The organism is Actinacidiphila glaucinigra (genome assembly GCF_900188405.1).
In the GTDB taxonomy this organism is placed as follows: Bacteria; Actinomycetota; Actinomycetes; order Streptomycetales; family Streptomycetaceae; genus Actinacidiphila; species Actinacidiphila glaucinigra.
The window spans coordinates 47,042-64,925 of record NZ_FZOF01000025.1 but is presented as its reverse complement, the minus strand read 5'-3'; the positions used below and the strand labels follow the sequence as shown (position 1 = coordinate 64,925).

The window sequence follows — 17,884 nt, the reverse complement described above, 5'->3', positions numbered from 1 at the left end:
CCGGGGCTGACGTGCGTGCCGGGTGCGGCAGGCGTCAGCGAGCGTAGTACTCGACGACGAGCTGCTCGTCACAGATCACGGGGACCTCACGACGGTTCGGCAGGCGGTCCAGGCGGAAGGCCAGCGCCTGCAGGTTGACCTGCAGGTACTTCGGGGTCTCGCCCTCGCCGGCCCAGCCGCCCTCGCGGGCGACCTGGAACGGGGTCTTGGCGCGGGAGCGCTCGCGGACCATCACGACGTCGTCGGGGGTGACGCGGAAGGACGGCTTGTCGACCTTGTGGCCGTTGACCTCGATGTGGCCGTGGACGACCATCTGGCGGGCCTGGTAGATGGTGCGGGCCAGGCCGGCGCGCAGGACGAGGGCGTCCAGGCGGCGCTCGAGCTCGACGATCAGGGCCTCGCCGGTCTTGCCGCTGACCTTGCGGGCGCGGTCGTAGGCGCGGGCCATCTGGCGCTCGGAGATGTCGTACTGCGCGCGCAGGCGCTGCTTCTCCAGCAGTCGGACCTTGTAGTCACTGTTCTGCTTGCGGCCACGGCCGTGCTCGCCCGGCGGGTAGGGACGGGCCTCGAAGTACTTGACGGCCTTCGGCGTCAGGGCGATGCCGAGGGCACGCGACTTCTTGACCTTGGGACGCGACTGGTTCACGTTTCCCAGACCTCCATGTAAGTTAGGTAAGGCTTACCTTAGCGAAGGAGATCGTATGTCGCGCCCAGGGAACACCACACGCATCACGGACGTAACGGACGCCGCACAGGGCGCCGCCGACGCCAACGAGGGCGCCGACTTGACGGAGGTCCGATCAGCTCATGGTCAGCCGCGTCCCAGCGGGCATGAAATCGCCCGACTGCCGTCAGCAGCCGAGCGCACACGAACTCTCGTACAGAGTACCGCCTCCGCCATCCTGGTGATTCCCGGCCTGGTGCCCGACCTCCCCGAGCTCATGGTTCCCGAGGAGCGCATCGTGGGCACCGACGGCGACCTGTTCCTGCTGTTTCCCGCGGAATCGCCCGCCGTCAGGGCCGCGACGCACGCCGAGGACGACGACCTCACGGCTGTGCTCGACATCACTGACGTCGCCCCGGTCGCCGTGCCCGGGCGCATCCGCGGCCGCGCCTGGATCGCGGGCTGGGTCACCGTCGCGCGCGACCTGCCGGCCCCGGCCGGGAAGGTGCGGCTGCGGCTGGAGGTCGGCGAGGCCTCGCTGGACGACCTGTGGGGCGCGGAGCAGGTGGAGCCGGACGAGTTCGCCGCCGCCCGCCCCGACCCGCTCGTCGACCACGAGGCGGAATTGCTGCAGCACCTCGCGGCCGCCCACGCCGACCAGGTGGGCTGGCTGTGCGCCCTCGCCGGCGGCGCCGGCGCCTGCCGCGGCATCCCGGCCGCCGCGGTGCCGCTCGCCCTGGACCGCTTCGGGCTGCGGGTGCGCTTCACCGGCGAGGACGGCGTCTTCGACGCCCGCTTCGAGTTCCCGGAGCCGGTACGGGGCCACACCGACCTGCACCGGGCCATGCACGCGCTCTTCGACGCCGCGCAGGAGGCGGCGGCCGCACAGGACCTCTGACACCAGGCGCTTCGCGCTACTCCCCCGCCAGACGCCCCCTGACCCGCTCCAGCACGTCGGCGTAGCGGGCCTCGGCCCCGTAGCGGGTCGGCTCGTAGTAGCGCCGGCCGTGGATCTCGTCCGGTGCGTACTGCTGGGCGGCGATGGCGCCGGGCAGATCGTGCGGGTACTGGTAGCCCGTGCCGTGGCCGAGCTTGGCGGCGCCCTTGTAGTGGCTGTCGCGCAGATGGGACGGGACCGGACCGGCCTTGCCCGCCCGCACGTCGGCGAGGGCGGCCCCGATGGCCGTCGTCGCCGCGTTGGACTTGGGGGCCAGGGCGAGCGCGATCGTGGCGTGGCTGAGGGTGAGCGCGGCCTCCGGGAAGCCGATCATCGCCACCGCCTGGGCCGCGGCGACCGCCGTGGGCAGCGCGGTCGGGTCCGCGAGCCCGATGTCCTCGCTGGCGGAGATCATCAGCCGGCGGGCGATGAACCGCGGGTCCTCCCCGGCCTCGATCATGCGGGCCAGGTAGTGCAGCGCGGCGTCCACGTCCGAGCCGCGGATGGACTTGATCAGCGCGCTGGCCACGTCGTAGTGCTGGTCGCCGTCGCGGTCGTACTTCACGGCGGCACGGTCGACGGTCTCCTCGAGGGTGCTCAGGGAGATCTCCGGCTCGCCCTTGGCCAGGGCCGCGCCCGCCCCCGCCTCCAGCGCCGTCAGCGCCCGGCGGGCGTCCCCGCCGGCGATCCGCAGCAGATGCTCCTCGGTGTCCCCCGGCAGGGCGACCGCGCCCTTCAGGCCGCGCTCGTCGGTGATCGCCCGGCGCAGCAGCCCGCGCAGGTCGTCGTCGGTCAGCGGCTCCAGGGTGAGCAGCAGGGACCGGGACAGCAGCGGGGAGATGATCGAGAAGTACGGGTTCTCGGTGGTGGCCGCGATCAGGGTGACCCAGCGGTTCTCGACGGCGGGGAGCAGGGAGTCCTGCTGGGCCTTGCTGAACCGGTGGATCTCGTCCAGGAAGAGCACGGTGTCGCGTCCGTAGCCGCCGGACTCGCGCTTGGCGCTCTCGATGACCGCGCGGACCTCCTTGACGCCCGCGGTGATCGCCGACAGCTCGACGAAGCGCTTGTTGGTGGCGTGGCTGACCACGTAGGCCAGGGTCGTCTTGCCGATGCCCGGCGGGCCCCAGAGGATCACCGAGGACGGTCCCGCCGGTCCTCCGCCGCCCTCGCCCACCAGGCGCCGCAGCGGCGACCCCGGGCGGAGCAGATGGCCCTGCCCCACGACCTCGTCGAGGGTGCGGGGGCGCATCCGTACGGCCAGGGGGCTGCCTCCGGGCTCCCTCGACTGGCGTTCCTCTGCGGCGGCGGTGAACAGGTCGGGCTCCACGGCAAGGAAGCCTATGTCACCGCACCGACAGCGCGGCGCCGCCGTCAGATCAGGGTGCTCCAGTACGTCCACCAGCGGGTCAGGATCGCCACCGCGATCGCGCCGTACCAGAGGACGGGGACGACCCAGTGGAACTCCAGGACCAGGTCCCGGACCCGGGCGGGCGCCGGGATGATCTCGTGCTTGAGGTTGTGGACGAGGGTGTACCAGAACAGCGCGATGGTGACGACCCAGGCCAGCGAGCACCACAGGCACAGCGAGCCGATGTTGTACAGCGACTGGTACTGCAGCCACGTCACGAAGCCGACGCCGAAGAGCGTGCCGCCCTGCAGTCCGAGCCAGAACCAGCGGCGGTAGCGGGCGCCGGCGAGCATCCCCGCGGCGAGGGCGATGACGACGGGGTAGGCGACCATGCCGATCATCGGGTTGGGGAAGCCGAAGGCGTGCGCCTGCTCGCTCTTCATGATGTTGCCGCAGGAGATGATCGGGTTCAGGCTGCAGCCGGGGACGAAGTTCGGGTCCTCCAGCAGCTTGAACTTGTCGATCGTGATGACCCACGAGGCGAGCAGGCCGAGCGCACCGCAGACCACGAGCAGCCAGGTGAAGGCCCTGCCCGCGCCGATGAGTCCGTCCGCGGACTCCTGGCTACCGCTGTCGGTGCGAGCCGTGTCAACCGCCGTAGTCACCATGTCGCCGTTTCCGTGGGGTGGGGGATGTGCCGCACTGCCCAACGGGTCGGACCCGCCGGAAGTGCCGGGTCCCATGGTGCCGTGTCACCCGCTCGAGCGACAACGGCCGGACGTGAGGGCTGATTTAGCGTGCCGTACGTACGCACTCCCTCACGCTGTGCTAGCAGACCGTGGCTGCCTTCGTCGAGAACCACGCTCACCAAAAATGCGTGGATATGGGGCATATAGGATTCTGAGTGGACCCGTACATCCGAGGATTCACCCCGACGGGGAGAGGTGCCCCATGCGTCGACCCGAGTGGGTGCCCGCAGGGACGGACGTGGAGACGCCCAACGCCGCCCGGGTCTACGACTACTACCTGGGCGGTTCCCACAACTTCGAGGCCGATCGCGACATGGCGCGCCAGGCCATGGCGCTCTGGCCCGACCTGCCGGTGATCATGCGTGCCAACCGCGCCTTCCTGCGCCGCGCGGTCCAGCACCTCGCCGCCCTGGGCATCACCCGCTTCCTCGACATCGGCTCCGGGATCCCGACCTTCGGCGCCGTGCACGAGGTCGCACGGGCCGTCCACCCGCGGGCGCGCGTGGTGTACGTGGACATGGACCCGATCGCGGTGGCGCACAGCCGTCTGATGCTCCAGGACGACCCGCTCAGCGCCATGGTGATGGCCGACATGACCGACACCGGCGACCTGCTCTCCCGGCCCGAGGTCACCGACCTGCTCGCGCCCGGGGAGCCGGTGGGCGTGCTGCTGGTGGCGATGCTCCACTTCGTCACCGACGCCGAGGACCCCCGCAAGATCGTGGGCGCGCTGCGCGACGCCGTGCCGCCCGGCAGCCACCTGGTGCTCACCCACGCCTCCCGGGAGAGCCGCCCCCGGCAGGCGGACTCGCTGGCGGAGCTGTACGCCCGGCGCACCACGACACCGCTGGTCATGCGGACCAGAACGGACGTGGCGGCCTTCTTCGACGGCTGGGAACTCCTGCCGCCGGGGCTGGTCTGGCTGTCCGAGTGGCGACCGGAGGACCCGGAGTCCGTGGGGCCCCACCCCGAGCAGATGTCGGGTCTGGCCGGCGTGGGGCGGCGGCCGTGAGGGAGTCGCCGTCGGCCGTCGCGGGCCCCGCCCCGGACTTCACGGACGCCTGGTCGCACCTGCTGCGCTCCGGACCGGGGCTCGCACTGCCCCCGCAGACCCTGCGCCGGGTGGCGGCCACGACGGCGGACCTGCTCCGCCGGGCGCTCGGCGACCGGACGTGCGACACCGCCCTCGCGGAACAGGCCGGCACGCTGCTGGTGGAGGCCCACTTCACCGACCCGGAGATCCTGGCGGCCGCCGTGGCGCTGCTGCAGATCCAGCCGGCCGGTCCCGAGCGGGTGCCGGCCGTGGCCGGCGCCTTCGCCTCCGGCTGGGCGGCCGCGCTGCGCGAGCGCACCCTGCGCGAGCAGGAGGCGATCCAGCGTGCCGCGTTCCGGGCCCGTGAGGACGCCGAGCGGGCCAGGAACGCCTCGGAGGCCCGCTTCCGCGCGCTGTTCGAGCACGCCGCCATCGGCATCGGCATCGCCGACGTGGACGGGACGATCGTGCAGTTCAACCAGGCGCTGCGGGAGCTGCTCGGGGCCCGCCCCGAGGACCTGTGGGGCCGCCGGGTCACCGAGCTGGTGCACCCCGAGGACGCCCCGGGCGTGTGGGAGGCGTACGAGGACCTGGTCAGAGGGCGCCGCGAGCGGTTCCAGTGCGACAAGCCGTACTACCGGCGCGACGGCGAGGTGGTGTGGACGCACCTGACCGTCTCGCTGATCCGCGACGAGCACGGGGAACCCCGCTACCAGGTGGCGATGGTCGAGGACATCACCGACCGCTACCGGCTCCAGGAGCGGCTGCGCCACCAGGCCACCCACGACCCGCTGACCGGGCTGCCCAACCGCACCGCGTTCTTCGAGCGGCTGGAGGGCCTGTTCGAGCAGCCGCCGCCCGACGCGCGCTTCGGCCTGTGCTACGTCGACCTCGACGGCTTCAAGGTCGTCAACGACAGCCTCGGCCACGAGACCGGGGACCAGTTGCTGACGGCGGTGGCGGAGCGGCTGGACGCCGCGCTCGCCCCGCTCGGGCACCTGGTGGCCCGGCTGGGCGGGGACGAGTTCGTGGTGCTGCTGGAGGAGTGCCGGGGCGACCAGGAGGCGGTGGCGGTCGCCAAGCTCGTCCTGACCACGCTCGCGCGGCCCTTCCTCGTGGGCGACCAGCAGCTGACGATCGGCGCGAGCGTCGGGGTGCTGGCGCAGCGGATCGCCGCCACGACCCCGGGTGCGGCGGTGCGGGCGGCGGATCTGACGCTGTACCGCTCCAAGGAGGCCGGACGGGGCCGCTGGACGCTCTTCGACCCCACGCACAACGCGCGCGCCGTGAGCCGCTATGCCATCTCCGTACGACTGCCGGTGGCGCTGGACCGCGGGGAGTTCTTCGTCGACTACCAGCCGCTCTGCTCTCTCGCCGACGGCTCCCTGGTGGCGGTGGAGGCCCTGGTGCGGTGGCGTCACCCCGAGTTCGGGGTGCTGGGCCCGGACGAGTTCGTGGGGACGGCGGAGGAGACCGGGCTGATCATGCCGCTGGGCCGCTGGATCCTGGAACGCGCGGTCGGGCAGGCGGCCGCCTGGGTGCGGCGCTACGGGGAGGCCGCTCCGCAGATCAACGTCAACCTGGCGGTCCGCCAGATCCGCAACCCAGGCCTGGTGCACGACGTCACGTCGATCCTGGACAGCACGGGCCTCGAACCCGGGCGGCTGGAGCTGGAGATCACCGAGAGCGCGGTGATCGGACCCGAGGACGAGTCGCTGCGCGCCCTGCAGGCGATCGCCGACGCCGGGGTCTCCCTGGCCGTCGACGACTTCGGCACCGGCTGGTCGAACCTCGCCTATCTGAGGGATCTCCCGGTGTCCGGACTCAAGATCGCCGGAGCCTTCGTCACGGACCCCCACCGCGCCGGGACGGACGACCCGGTCGGCTGGCGCATCGTCGGCGGACTGGTGTCCCTGGCGCACGCGCTCGGACTCACGGTCACCGCCGAGGGTGTGGAGAACTCGCAGCACGCCCGGCGGCTGCGCTCACTGGGCTGCGACTGGGGCCAGGGCTGGTACTTCGGCCGGCCGATGCGGCCCGAGCGGATCGCCCGGTGGATCGAGCGGGGCCGCCCCGACTGACCCGTGGCCGGGCTCGCCGGCGACGATCGCGAGACGCGCACCCGAGCGGTTGGCGGACTTCATCGCGTTCTTCAGGCCCTTGCCGCCGAAGGCGAAGTCCGTGGCGACACCCGCCCGGCGCAACTCGGTGACGGCACCGAACAGCACCCGGCGCGCCTCCTCGCCCATCGGCACCGCGAACACCTGCGTGGGCGCGGGCAGTTCCAGCTCGGGGCCGCCGACCGACCCGTGGCCGGGGGCCGACGCGCCGACGGCGCGGCCGGCCGGCGGGAGCACCCACCGGCCGGCCGCGTCACCGCGTACGGTTCAGGCGAGCCGCTCGCGCACGGCCTCGACGACACCGTCGAGCGGCACCGCGCTCTGCTCGCCGCTCTCCAGGTCCTTGACCTGCACGACGCCCTCGGCGAGGTCGCGCTCGCCGGCGACGATCGCGAGACGCGCACCCGAGCGGTTGGCGGACTTCATCGCGTTCTTCAGGCCCTTGCCGCCGAAGGCGAAGTCCGTGGCGACACCCGCCCGGCGCAACTCGGTGACGGCACCGAACAGCACCCGGCGCGCCTCCTCGCCCATCGGCACCGCGAACACCTGCGTGGGCGCGGGCAGTTCCAGCTCGATCCCCTCGGCCTTGAGGGCCAGCACCGTACGGTCCACACCCAGCGCCCAGCCCACCGACGGCAGCTCGGGGCCGCCGATCATCTCGGACAGGCCGTCGTAGCGGCCGCCGCCGCCGACCGCGGACTGCGAGCCGAGGCCGTCGTGGACGAACTCGAAGGTGGTGCGGGTGTAGTAGTCCAGACCGCGCACCAGCTTGGGGTCGTCCTCGAACTCCACGCCCGCCGCCGTCAGCAGCTCGCGCACCTGCTCGTGGTACGCCTTGCACCCTTCGCAGAGGTGATCGCGCATCATGGGCGCGCCGACGAGCTGCTTCTGTACGCTCTCGCGCTTGTCGTCCAGGACGCGCAGCGGGTTGATCTCGATCCGCCGGCGGGTGTCCTCGTCGAGGTCGAGGCCGCGCAGGAAGTCCTGGAGGGCGGCCCGGTAGACCGGACGGCACTCGCGGTCGCCCAGCGAGTTGAGCAGCAGGCGGAAGGTGCGCAGCCCGAGCGAGCGGTAGGCGTCCACCGCCAGGATGATCAACTCGGCGTCCAGCGCCGGGTCCTCGGCGCCGATCGCCTCGGCACCGACCTGGGAGAAGTGCCGGTAGCGCCCGGCCTGCGGCCGCTCGTAGCGGTAGTACGAGCCGGAGTACCAGAGCTTGACCGGCAGATTGCCGGCCTTGTGCAGGTTGGCCTCCAGCGCGGCGCGCAGCACGGAGGCGGTGCCCTCGGGGCGCAGCGCCAGCTCCGTACCGCCCTTGGTCGTGAGGGTGTACATCTCCTTGGTCACGATGTCGGTGGACTCGCCGACACCGCGGGAGAAGAGCTCGACCTGCTCGAAGCCGGGGGTCTCGACGTAGCCGTAGCCGGCCCGCCGCAGCGGCGCGGAGAGCGCCTCGCGGACCGCCAGGAACACGGCGGAATCGGGCGGCAGGAGGTCATAGGTGCCCTTGGGGGCCTGGAAGGTGCTCACTGGGAGGTCTCTCGTCACATTCCTCGTCGCGGAGGGGACGGGTGGTCGTCCCCTCCGAGGCCGCGGGCCACCTCCGCCAGATACGGATTGGTGGCGCGCTCACGGCCGATGGTCGTCTGGGGTCCGTGGCCGGACAGCACCACGGTCGAGTCGTCGAGCGGCAGGCACACACGGGCCAGCGACACGTACAGCTCGTCCATGGAACCGCCGGGCAGATCGGTGCGGCCTACGGAGCCGGCGAACAGCAGGTCGCCCGAGAAGAACACCGAGGGGATCTCGGCCGTCTCCGGGAGCCTGAACGTCACCGACCCCTCGGTATGGCCGGGCGCGTGCGCCACGGACAGCTCGAGACCGGCGAGCGCCAGCGTGCTGCCGTCGGTGAGCTCCTTCAGGTCGTCGGGCTCGCCGATGGTGAGCCCGCCGAGCAGCTGCGCGCCGATCGAGCGGCCGAGGGCCTTCTCGGGATCGTTGAGCATGTAGCGGTCCCGGGGGTGGATCCAGGCCGGGACGCCGTGGGCCCCGCAGACCGGGACGACCGATGCCGTGTGGTCGAGATGGCCGTGGGTGAGGATGACGGCGACGGGCTTGAGACGGTGTTTGGCGAGCGTGTCCTCGACGCCCTGGGCCGCTTCGTGGCCCGGGTCGATGATCACGCACTCCTCACCGGCGGCGGGGGCGACCACGTAGCAGTTGGTGCCCCAGGCCCCGGCGGGGAACCCGGCAATGAGCACGTTCGTCCTTCTGTCGGCTGTCGTTCTCGGCAGGTCGTACCGCACGATGGCGGCCCCACGAGCCTACCGGCGGGAACGCGGCCATCGCGAACCAGTAACGTCGCTGGACTGAGGGGTGCGCCGGGCGCGAAGATCGGCGGCGTACTCACATTCGGACGCGACGAGCAGAAGGCATCGGGAGACGGCTCAGTGGTCACCAAGGATCAGCGGCGGCGCCAGCTCGCCCGGGACAAGTTCGAGCGGCAGCACGAGCGCCGTGTGCAGGCCCAACGCAAGACCGTGCGGCGCAACGCGGTGGTCGCCGCCGTGCTCGCGGTCGTCCTGGCGGCGGGCGCCACGGCCTGGGCGGCCGGCGCCTTCAGCCCGGACGCCAAGAAGGACGACGCCGCTTCCGCGGACGCCTCCCCCACCCCCGCGGAGCCGAGCAAGGCGCCCGACCCCTGCACCAAGCCGGCCGAGGGCAGCCCCGGCACGGAGCAGTGGAAGAAGGAGCCCGCGGTCACCGTCGACACCGCGGCGAAGTACACCCTCGCGCTCCAGACGACCTGCGGCGACATCGCGCTGGACCTCGACGCGAAGAACGCCCCGCACACGGTCAACTCCTTCGCGTTCCTGGCCGGCAAGGGCTACTTCGACCACACCAAGTGCCACCGGCTCACCACCAGCGGCATCTACGTGCTGCAGTGCGGCGACCCGACGGGCCAGGGCACGGGCGGTCCGGGCTACACCATCCCGGACGAGAACCTGAAGGCGAAGGAGATCGCCGGCGGTACGTACCCGGCGGGCACGGTGGCCATGGCCAACACCGGACAGGCGCACACCGGCGGAAGCCAGTTCTTCCTGGTCTACAAGGACAGCCCGCTGCCGCCGAACTACACCCCGTTCGGGACGATCAGCGCGGCCGGCATGAAGGTGCTGGACAAGATCTCCGCCGCGGGCGAGTCGACCGGCGCCGGTGACGGTGCCCCGAACGCCACCGTGGTGATCAACAAGGCGACGGTCGGGAAGTCCTGACCGCCGCGTCCCGCACCCGCGGGTTAATTTCGCGGGTGCGGGATGCGGACAGCCGGGGCACCGGTCGCCTATGTTGGCGTTGTGTAGGGTGCCTGCTCCGACGGCTGCACCATGGATGTGAGCGGACCGTCGGACCGGCCTGGGCACGGCCCGGCCGAATGGAACTGTGGACGATGCCCGCGAGCCGTGCGACGGCCGGGCATCACGTGGAGGAGGCGCTGTGAGCAGCGACCCGTGGGGCCGCGTCGACGAGACGGGGACCGTGTACGTGCGTACGGCCGATGGCGAGCGCGAAGTCGGCTCGTGGCAGGCAGGCTCCCCTGAGGAGGCGCTGGCCTACTTCGAGCGGAAATACGAGGGCCTCGTCGTCGAGATCGGCCTCCTCGAACGCCGGGTGAAGACCACCGACCTGGCCCCCAAGGACGCGTTGACCGCCATCGAGCACCTGCGCGCCGCGGTGACCGAGGCGCACGCCGTGGGCGACCTGGCCGCGCTGGCCAAGCGGCTGGACGCGCTGACCGAGCAGGTCGACGCGCGCCGCGAGGAGCGCAAGGTCGCCAAGGCCAAGGCCTCGGAGGAGGCCAGGACGGCCAAGGACGACCTGGTCACCGAGGCCGAGCAGCTGGCGCAGAGCGAGCAGTGGCGGGCCGCCGGCGAGCGGCTGCGCGCCCTGGTCGACATCTGGAAGGGCCTGCCCCGGCTGGACCGCAAGACCGACGACGAGCTGTGGCACCGCTTCAGCCACGCCCGTTCGGTCTTCTCCAAGCGGCGCAAGGCCCACTTCGCGGCGCTCGACGCGCAGCGCGAGGACGCCCGCCGCCGCAAGGAGAAGCTGGTGGAGGAGGCGCAGGCGCTCTCCGGCTCCACCGACTGGGGCCCGACGGCGGCGCGCTACCGCGAGCTGATGACCGACTGGAAGGCCGCCGGCCGCGCCCAGCGCGAGGCGGAGGACGACCTGTGGAACCGCTTCCGCGGCGCCCAGGACGTCTTCTTCGCGGCCCGCTCCGAGGTCTTCGCCGAGCGCGACACCGAGCAGCGCGAGAACCTCACGCTGAAGGAGGAGCTGGCCATCGAGGCCGAGAAGCTGCTCCCGGTCACCGACCTGAAGGCGGCGCGCGCGGCCTTCCGCGGCATCAACGAGCGCTGGGAGGCCATCGGCCACGTGCCGCGCGACGCCCGGCCGCGCATCGAGGGCCGTATGCACGCGGTGGAGCGCGCGATCCAGGAGGCCGAGGAGTCCGAGTGGCGCCGCACCAACCCCGAGGCGAGGGCGCGTGCCGCGGGCCTGACCGGGCAGCTGCAGGCGGCCGTCGACAAGCTGCGTGAGCAGATCGAGACGGCGCGGGCGGCGGGCAACAACTCCAGGGCCGACAAGCTGCAGCGGGAGCTGGACGGGCGCCAGGCGCTGCTCGACCAGGCCCTCAAGTCGCTGGACGAGTTCGGCGGCTGAGTCCCGCCCCGGCTTCACCCGGACCACGGCGAAGGGCCCGTACGCGAGGCGTACGGGCCCTTCGCCGTGTCTGCGTCAGCGCTGGCGCGCCGACGTCACGCGGTAGACGTCGTAGACGCCCTCGACGCCGCGTACGGCCTTCAGGACGTGCCCGAGGTGCTTGGGGTCGCCCATCTCGAAGGTGAAGCGCGAGGTGGCCACCCGGTCGCGGGAGGTCTGCACGGCGGCGGACAGGATGTTGACGTGCTGGTCGGACAGGACGCGTGTGACGTCCGACAGCAACCGGGACCGGTCCAGCGCCTCGACCTGGATGGCGACCAGGAAGACCGAGGACTGGGTCGGTGCCCACTCGACGTCGATGATCCGCTCGGGCTGCTGCGAGAGCGACTCGACGTTCACGCAGTCGGCCCGGTGCACGGAGACGCCGTTGCCGCGGGTGACGAAGCCGATGATCGGGTCGCCCGGCACCGGGGTGCAGCAGCGGGACAGCTTGACCCAGACGTCCTTCTCGCCCTTGACGATCACACCGGGGTCGGCGGCCGAGCGCCGCTTGGTGCGGCTGCGCGAGGGGGTCGTGATCTCGGCGATGTCCTCGGTCGCGCCCTCCTCGCCGCCCAGTGCCTCGACGAGCTTGTGCACGACGGACTGCGCGGTGATGTGCCCCTCGCCGATCGCCGCGTAGAGCGCGGAGATGTCGGGGTAGCGCATCTCGTGGGCGAGGGTGACCAGGGAGTCGCCGGTGAGCACCCGCTGGATCGGCAGGTTCTGCTTGCGCATCGCGCGGGCGATGGCTTCCTTGCCCTGCTCGACGGCCTCCTCGCGGCGCTCCTTGGAGAACCAGGCGCGGATCTTGTTGCGGGCGCGCGGGGACTTGACGAAGCCGAGCCAGTCGCGGGACGGGCCGGCGCCCGCCGCCTTGGAGGTGAAGACCTCCACCGTGTCGCCGTTGTCGAGGGTCGACTCCAGCGGCACCAGGCGGCCGTTGACCCGCGCCCCTATCGTGCGGTGCCCGACCTCGGTGTGGACGGCGTACGCGAAGTCGACGGGGGTCGCGCCGGCGGGCAGCGCGATGACATCACCCTTGGGGGTGAAGACGAAGACCTCGTTGCGGGACAGGTCGAAGCGCAGCGACTCCAGGAACTCGCCCGGGTCCTCCGTCTCCTTCTGCCAGTCGAGCAACTGCCGCAGCCACGCCATGTCGTTGACGGCGTCGTCCTTCTTGGCGGACTTCGGGCTGTCGGTACGCACCTTGGAGGCGCCGGCGACGGCCTCCTGCTTGTACTTCCAGTGCGCCGCGATGCCGTACTCGGCGCGGCGGTGCATGTCGAAGGTGCGGATCTGGATCTCGACCGGCTTGCCGCTGGGCCCGATGACCGTCGTGTGGAGCGACTGGTACATGTTGAACTTGGGCATCGCGATGTAGTCCTTGAACCGCCCCGGCACCGGGTTCCACCGCGCGTGGATGGTGCCCAGCGCCGCGTAGCAGTCGCGGACGGTGTCGACGAGGACGCGGATGCCCACCAGGTCGTAGATCTCGGCGAAGTCCCGGCCCCGCACGATCATCTTCTGGTAGACGCTGTAGTAGTGCTTGGGGCGGCCCGTGACGGTCGCCTTGATGCGGGCGGCGCGCAGGTCCTGCTGCACCTGGTCGGTGACGACCGCCAGGTACTCGTCCCGCTTGGGGGCGCGCTCGGCGACCAGCCGGACGATCTCGTCGTACATCTTGGGGTAGAGGATCGCGAAGGCGAGGTCCTCCAGCTCCCACTTGATGGTGTTCATGCCCAGCCGGTGCGCCAGCGGGGCGTAGATCTCCAGCGTCTCGCGGGCCTTCTTCTCCTGCTTCTCCCGCTTGAGGTAGCGCATGGTGCGCATGTTGTGCAGGCGGTCGGCGAGCTTGATGACCAGCACGCGCGGGTCCTTCGCCATGGCGACGACCATCTTGCGCACCGTCTCGGCCTGCGCGGCCTCGCCGAACTTGACCTTGTCCAGCTTGGTGACGCCGTCCACCAGCAGGGCGACGGAGTCGCCGAAGTCGCGGCGCAGCGCGTCGAGGCCGTACTCGGTGTCCTCGACGGTGTCGTGCAGCAGCCCGGCCATCAGTGTCGCCGGGTCCATGCCCAGCTCGGCCAGGATCGTGGTGACCGCGAGCGGGTGCGTGATGTACGGGTCGCCGCTCTTGCGCTTCTGTCCCCGGTGCCACCGCTCGGCGACCTGGTAGGCGCGCTCGATCTGGCGCAGCTGCGACGGGTCGCCCTTGGGGTCGTTGCTGCGCACTATGCGCAGCAGGGGCTCCAGGACGGGGTTGTACGGGCTGGAGCGCTGCACACCGAGCCGGGCGAGGCGGGCGCGGACGCGGTTGGACGAGGTGGCGGGCCGGTTGGGGGCCACGCTCCCGGGAGTGCGTACGGGCCGGGCGGCCGGGGTCGCGGGGGCGGCGGGAGCGGGCTTGGCGGCCTTGCCCTCCGCGGGTGCGGCCGGTGCGGCGGGCGCGACGGGAGGAGCCGTGGAGAGGGAAGCCGCCTGCTTCTTCCCGTCTTCGGCGGTCATCGGCTGAGCCTGCCTGGCCTCTTCTTGCAAGGGCACTCCTTCTGGTCCCCTCCCGGCCGGAAGACGGGCGAGGAGGGAAGTTCCGAGACACCATGGTAGCGATCTGAGCGGGTGCACCGCGTCCCGTCCGCCCCGTGGACCCCCCGCAACGCCCGGAGGCGGGCTCCCGAACCGCTTCCGCGGCCCGGGAGCCCGCCTCCGGCGAGCCAGTGGCTCAGACGGCGATCAGCGCCTCCAGAGGGGCGCCGGCGAGGGACGGGGCGAGGCGGGCGCGGCCGCCGAGGAAGCCCAGCTCCAGGAGGACCGCGACACCCGCGACCTCGGCGCCGGTACGGCGGATCAGCTCCAGGGACGCCTGGGCCGTACCGCCGGTGGCGAGCACGTCGTCGATGACCAGGACCCGGTCACCGGCCGAGAAGGCGTCCTGGTGGACCTCGATCTCGGCGGTGCCGTACTCCAGCTCGTACGCCTGTCCCAGCGTCTGCCCGGGCAGCTTGCCCGCCTTGCGCACGGGCACGAACCCGAGCCCTGCGCGGGCGGCTGCCGGGGCGGCGAGGATGAACCCGCGCGCCTCGAGGCCGACGACCTTGTCGGCGCCGTGCCGGACGCAGAGTCCGGCCAGGGCGTCGATCAGCGCGTTGAACGCCGCGGGATCGGCCAGCAGCGGGGTGATGTCCTTGAACATCACTCCCGGCCTGGGGTGGTCGGGCACGTCCCGGATACGGCTGAGCAGCAGGCTGCGCAGCCCCTCCGGGGTGGCGTCCGTCGTGGTCATCGGCTGTGTTCCTCGGTGCTCGTCCGCTGTGTCTCGTCCGTCGTCCGCCGCGTCCTCAGCGGCGCTTGCCGGAGGGACGGTTGCGGCCGCGGTTGTTGCGGGCCGGCTGGTTGCGCTGACTGCCGACGACGGCGCCCGCGTGGGCGTCCTCGTCCGACTCGCCGTCCGCGTCCCCGTCCGCGGGGGACGCGTCCTGCGCCTCGTCCTCGGCGTCGCCGCCACGGCGGGCGTCGGCGGCGCGCTTGGCGAGCACGCGCTTGCGCAGCGCCTTCATCTGCGGGTCGCGCTCCTTGAGGTCCGCGACCAGCGGGGTCGCGATGAAGATCGAGGAGTACGCACCGGCGGTGAGGCCGACGAAGAGCGACAGGGCGATGTCGTTGAGCATGCCGGCGCCGAGCAGGCCGCCACCGACGAAGAGCAGGCCCGCCACCGGCAGCAGCGCCACGACCGTGGTGTTGATCGAACGCACCAGGGTCTGGTTGAGGCTGCGGTTGGCCAGCTCGCTGTACGTGTAGCGGTTCTGCTTGGTGATGTCCTTGGTGGACTCCTTCAGACCGTCGAAGACGACGACGGTGTCGTAGAGGGAGTAGCCGAGGACGGTCAGCAGACCGATCACCGTGCCGGGCGTGACCTCGAAGCCCACGATCGCGTACACGCCGATGGTGATCGTGAGGTCGTGGATGAGGGCGATCAGGGCCGCCACGGCCTTGCGCCACTCGAAGGCGATCGCCAGGTAGATCGTCACCAGGACCATGAAGATCACCAGGCCCTGGAAGGCCTTCTTGGAGATCTCGTCGCCCCAGCTCGGACCGATGATCTGCGGGTCGATGTCGTTCGCCTTGACGTTGAGATCCGTGGCGATCTCGCCCTGGATCTCCTTCGCCTCGTTGAGCGAGATGTCGCTGATCTGGATGCGGACGGCGCCGGAGCCGAGCTTCTGCACGATGGCCTGGTGGCCGCCGGTGTTGTCGGCGACCTTCTCCTGGACCTGGCTGACCGACATCTCGGTCTTCGGGGTGGTGAAGACCGCGCCGCCGGAGAACTCGATGCCGAGCTTGAGTCCGTTCACGGCGAGACCGACGATCGCCGCGATGGTGATGAGGACCGAGACGCCGTACCAGAGCTTGCGGTGGCCGACGAAGTCGTAGGAGATCTCGCCTCGGTGCAGGCGGTGCCCGAGGTTACCGAGCCGGGACATCAGGCCTCCTTGACGTCGGTACGGGCCGCGGGGCGGCGGGTGCGGCGCAGCGGGGGGTTGACGCCCAGGGCACGCGGGTCGAGCCCGGACCAGGGGTGTCCGCCGGCGTAGAACTTCTTGCGGGCCAGGATCGTCATCAGCGGCTTGGTGAAGAGGAACACCACGGCCACGTCGAGCAGCGTCGTCAGGCCGAGGGTGAACGCGAAGCCCTGCACCTTGCCGACCGAGACGACGAAGAGCACGGCGGCGGACAGGAACGACACGAAGTCCGAGACGAGGATCGTGCGGCGGGCGCGCGGCCAGCCGCGGGCGACGGCCGGCTGCAGGGAGCGGCCCTCGCGCAGCTCGTCACGGATGCGTTCGAAGAAGACGATGAACGAGTCGGCGGTGATGCCGATGGCGACGATGGCGCCGCAGACCGCGGGCAGGTTCAGCGCGAAGCCGATGGCCGGGCCGAGCAGCGTCATGATCTCGTAGGTGAGGATCGCCGAGACGATGAGGCTCAGGATCGCCACGAAGCTCAGGCCGCGGTAGTAGGCGACCAGGTAGAGCACGACCAGGGCGAGGCCGACGCCGCCGGCGATGAGACCGCCGTGCAGCTGCTCGCCGCCGACCGCCGCCGACACCTTGGTGACGTCCGACTTGTCGAAGGTCAGCGGCAGGGAGCCGTAGGACAGGACGTTGGCGAGCTCCTCCGAGCTCTCCTGGGTGAAGCTGCCGTAGATCTCGGCGCTGCCGCTCAGGGTCTGGTTCACCGAGGGGGCGGAGACGACCTCGTTGTCCAGCACGATCGCGAACTGGTTGTTCGGCGGCTGCTGCTGGGAGAGCTGCGAGGTGATCTTCGAGAAGGCCTTGGAGCCGGCGCCGTCGAAGTTCAGGGTGACGACCCAGCCGTTGCCGCCCTGGGTGTCGAACTGCGCGGCGGCCTTGCTGACGTTCTTGCCGTCCACCGCGGCGGGGCCGAGGGCGTACTTGGCGGTGCCGTCCTGGTTGCACGCGACGATCTTGTCCGTCGGCTTGGCCTTGAGGTTCAGGTTGGCGCGCGTCTTCGCGTCGGAGCAGTCCAGCGCGGCGAGCTTCGCCTGCAGTTCCTCGGGGATGGAGGTGTCCAGCGCGCTGCCCGGGGCCGCGGTGCTCGCCGAGGGCGACGGGTTCGGCGAGGGCGCGCCCGAGGCGGGGGCGGACGGCGTCGACGAGGCCTTCAGCGCGTCGGTGACGGCGCGGCCCTGCGTCGAGGCGCTCGCGGACGGGGAACCGGAGACCTTGGCGCCGGTCGAGGCGCTCGCGGACGGCGATGCCGGGGAGGAGGGCGAGCCCGAGGGGCTGCCGCTCGGCGAGGCCGGGGTCGCCGGGGTGTTGGCCACCTCGGCGAGCACGGGCCGGAAGTAGAGCTGGGCGGTGGTGCCGACCTGCTGCTCGGCCTGCGCGGCGTTGGTGCCCTTGGGGATGTTGACGATGATGTTCCGGTCGCCCTGGATCTGGCTTTCGGCTTCCGAGACACCCAGACCGTTGACACGCCGGTCGATGATCGACTTGGCGGTCTCCATGTTGGTCTTGTTGATCGCGCCGACCTGGTCGCTCTTGGCCGTCAACGTGATGCTCGTACCGCCGGCGAGGTCGATGCCCAGCCGGGGGGTGGTGTGGCCGGAGAGGAACATCCCTCCGGTGAGCGCCACGATGGCCAGCAGGATCACTGCCAGCGCCCGCCCGGGGTATCCCTGGCTCCCCGAGGGCCTACGGCCCCTCTTCGGTGCTGCCACCTTCTCGATTCTCCCTGTCCAACCGCCC

Annotated in this window: 14 protein-coding genes and 1 pseudogene; 5 read left to right on the top strand and 10 right to left on the bottom strand. The window is 71.5% G+C overall.

Annotated elements, in window-relative coordinates; all coding sequences use genetic code 11:
- Nucleotides 1-34 precede the first annotated feature (34 nt).
- A complete protein-coding gene (gene rpsD, locus CHF15_RS34005; protein WP_018564200.1) occupies nt 35-646 on the bottom strand; it encodes a 30S ribosomal protein S4 in 612 nt (203 codons plus the stop codon).
- Between the two features lie 199 nt (nt 647-845).
- Here rpsD and CHF15_RS34000 point away from each other — a divergent pair, with 199 nt between their 5' ends.
- Nucleotides 846-1,562, top strand: a complete 717-nt coding sequence (locus CHF15_RS34000; RefSeq protein WP_089227833.1) for a DUF2470 domain-containing protein — start codon at nt 846-848, stop codon at nt 1,560-1,562.
- Between the two features lie 16 nt (nt 1,563-1,578).
- On the opposite strand, the gene CHF15_RS33995 is transcribed toward CHF15_RS34000, so the two are convergent.
- Together CHF15_RS33995 and CHF15_RS33990 are read right to left on the bottom strand one after the other, a co-directional pair.
- The gene (locus CHF15_RS33995) at nt 1,579-2,928 is read right to left on the bottom strand and encodes a replication-associated recombination protein A (protein WP_089227768.1); all 1,350 of its coding nucleotides are present in this window, start codon (nt 2,926-2,928) and stop codon (nt 1,579-1,581) included.
- A gap of 44 nt (nt 2,929-2,972) precedes the next feature.
- A complete protein-coding gene (locus CHF15_RS33990) occupies nt 2,973-3,617 on the bottom strand; it encodes a vitamin K epoxide reductase family protein (RefSeq protein WP_089227767.1) in 645 nt (214 codons plus the stop codon).
- A 283-nt stretch (nt 3,618-3,900) separates the two neighbouring features.
- On the opposite strand from CHF15_RS33990, the gene CHF15_RS33985 reads away from it, so the two are divergent.
- Nucleotides 3,901-4,710 (top strand): SAM-dependent methyltransferase, encoded by an 810-nt coding sequence (locus tag CHF15_RS33985; RefSeq protein ID WP_089227766.1) that lies wholly within the window; start codon nt 3,901-3,903, stop codon nt 4,708-4,710.
- A complete protein-coding gene (locus CHF15_RS33980; protein WP_089227765.1) occupies nt 4,707-6,812 on the top strand; it encodes a putative bifunctional diguanylate cyclase/phosphodiesterase in 2,106 nt (701 codons plus the stop codon). The genes CHF15_RS33985 and CHF15_RS33980 overlap by 4 nt, the downstream gene beginning before the upstream one ends.
- Here CHF15_RS33980 and CHF15_RS46780 read toward each other — a convergent pair.
- From CHF15_RS46780 to CHF15_RS33965, 3 genes and pseudogenes are all read right to left on the bottom strand, one after another.
- Nucleotides 6,717-7,085, bottom strand: a pseudogene (locus CHF15_RS46780) (histidine--tRNA ligase); the annotation flags it as partial. The gene CHF15_RS33980 and the pseudogene CHF15_RS46780 overlap by 96 nt on opposite strands.
- A gap of 33 nt (nt 7,086-7,118) precedes the next feature.
- Nucleotides 7,119-8,381, bottom strand: coding sequence for a histidine--tRNA ligase (hisS, locus tag CHF15_RS33970; protein WP_089227764.1), 1,263 nt, complete (start codon nt 8,379-8,381; stop codon nt 7,119-7,121).
- A 14-nt stretch (nt 8,382-8,395) separates the two neighbouring features.
- Nucleotides 8,396-9,112 (bottom strand): MBL fold metallo-hydrolase, encoded by a 717-nt coding sequence (locus CHF15_RS33965; RefSeq protein WP_089227763.1) that lies wholly within the window; start codon nt 9,110-9,112, stop codon nt 8,396-8,398.
- Between the two features lie 189 nt (nt 9,113-9,301).
- Between CHF15_RS33965 and CHF15_RS33960 the strand changes: the two genes are divergently transcribed.
- Nucleotides 9,302-10,126, top strand: a complete 825-nt coding sequence (locus CHF15_RS33960) for a peptidylprolyl isomerase (RefSeq protein ID WP_089227762.1) — start codon at nt 9,302-9,304, stop codon at nt 10,124-10,126.
- A 220-nt stretch (nt 10,127-10,346) separates the two neighbouring features.
- A complete protein-coding gene (locus CHF15_RS33955) occupies nt 10,347-11,576 on the top strand; it encodes a DUF349 domain-containing protein (RefSeq protein ID WP_089227761.1) in 1,230 nt (409 codons plus the stop codon).
- Between the two features lie 75 nt (nt 11,577-11,651).
- On the opposite strand, the gene CHF15_RS33950 is transcribed toward CHF15_RS33955, so the two are convergent.
- From CHF15_RS33950 to secD, 4 genes are all read right to left on the bottom strand, one after another.
- Nucleotides 11,652-14,123 carry a RelA/SpoT family protein gene (locus CHF15_RS33950; RefSeq protein WP_089227760.1) on the bottom strand — a complete coding sequence of 824 codons (2,472 nt, stop codon included), beginning with the start codon at nt 14,121-14,123 and terminating at the stop codon, nt 11,652-11,654.
- A gap of 214 nt (nt 14,124-14,337) precedes the next feature.
- A complete protein-coding gene (locus tag CHF15_RS33945) occupies nt 14,338-14,898 on the bottom strand; it encodes an adenine phosphoribosyltransferase (protein ID WP_089227759.1) in 561 nt (186 codons plus the stop codon).
- A gap of 55 nt (nt 14,899-14,953) precedes the next feature.
- The gene (gene secF / locus CHF15_RS33940) at nt 14,954-16,096 is read right to left on the bottom strand and encodes a protein translocase subunit SecF (RefSeq protein ID WP_089227758.1); all 1,143 of its coding nucleotides are present in this window, start codon (nt 16,094-16,096) and stop codon (nt 14,954-14,956) included.
- Complete coding sequence (gene secD, locus CHF15_RS33935) at nt 16,096-17,856, bottom strand: protein translocase subunit SecD (RefSeq protein ID WP_089227757.1); 1,761 nt, start codon at nt 17,854-17,856, stop codon at nt 16,096-16,098. The genes secF and secD overlap by 1 nt, the downstream gene beginning before the upstream one ends.
- Nucleotides 17,857-17,884: the final 28 nt, after the last annotated feature.

Coding starts and splice junctions, on each gene's coding strand:
- CHF15_RS33990 (WP_089227767.1), bottom strand. CDS start 3,617: ATGGTGACTACGGCGGTTGACACGGCTCGCACCGACAGCGGTAGCCAG.
- CHF15_RS33985 (WP_089227766.1), top strand. CDS start 3,901: ATGCGTCGACCCGAGTGGGTGCCCGCAGGGACGGACGTGGAGACGCCC.
- CHF15_RS33950 (WP_089227760.1), bottom strand. CDS start 14,123: ATGACCGCCGAAGACGGGAAGAAGCAGGCGGCTTCCCTCTCCACGGCT.
- CHF15_RS33945 (WP_089227759.1), bottom strand. CDS start 14,898: ATGACCACGACGGACGCCACCCCGGAGGGGCTGCGCAGCCTGCTGCTC.
- secF (WP_089227758.1), bottom strand. CDS start 16,096: ATGTCCCGGCTCGGTAACCTCGGGCACCGCCTGCACCGAGGCGAGATC.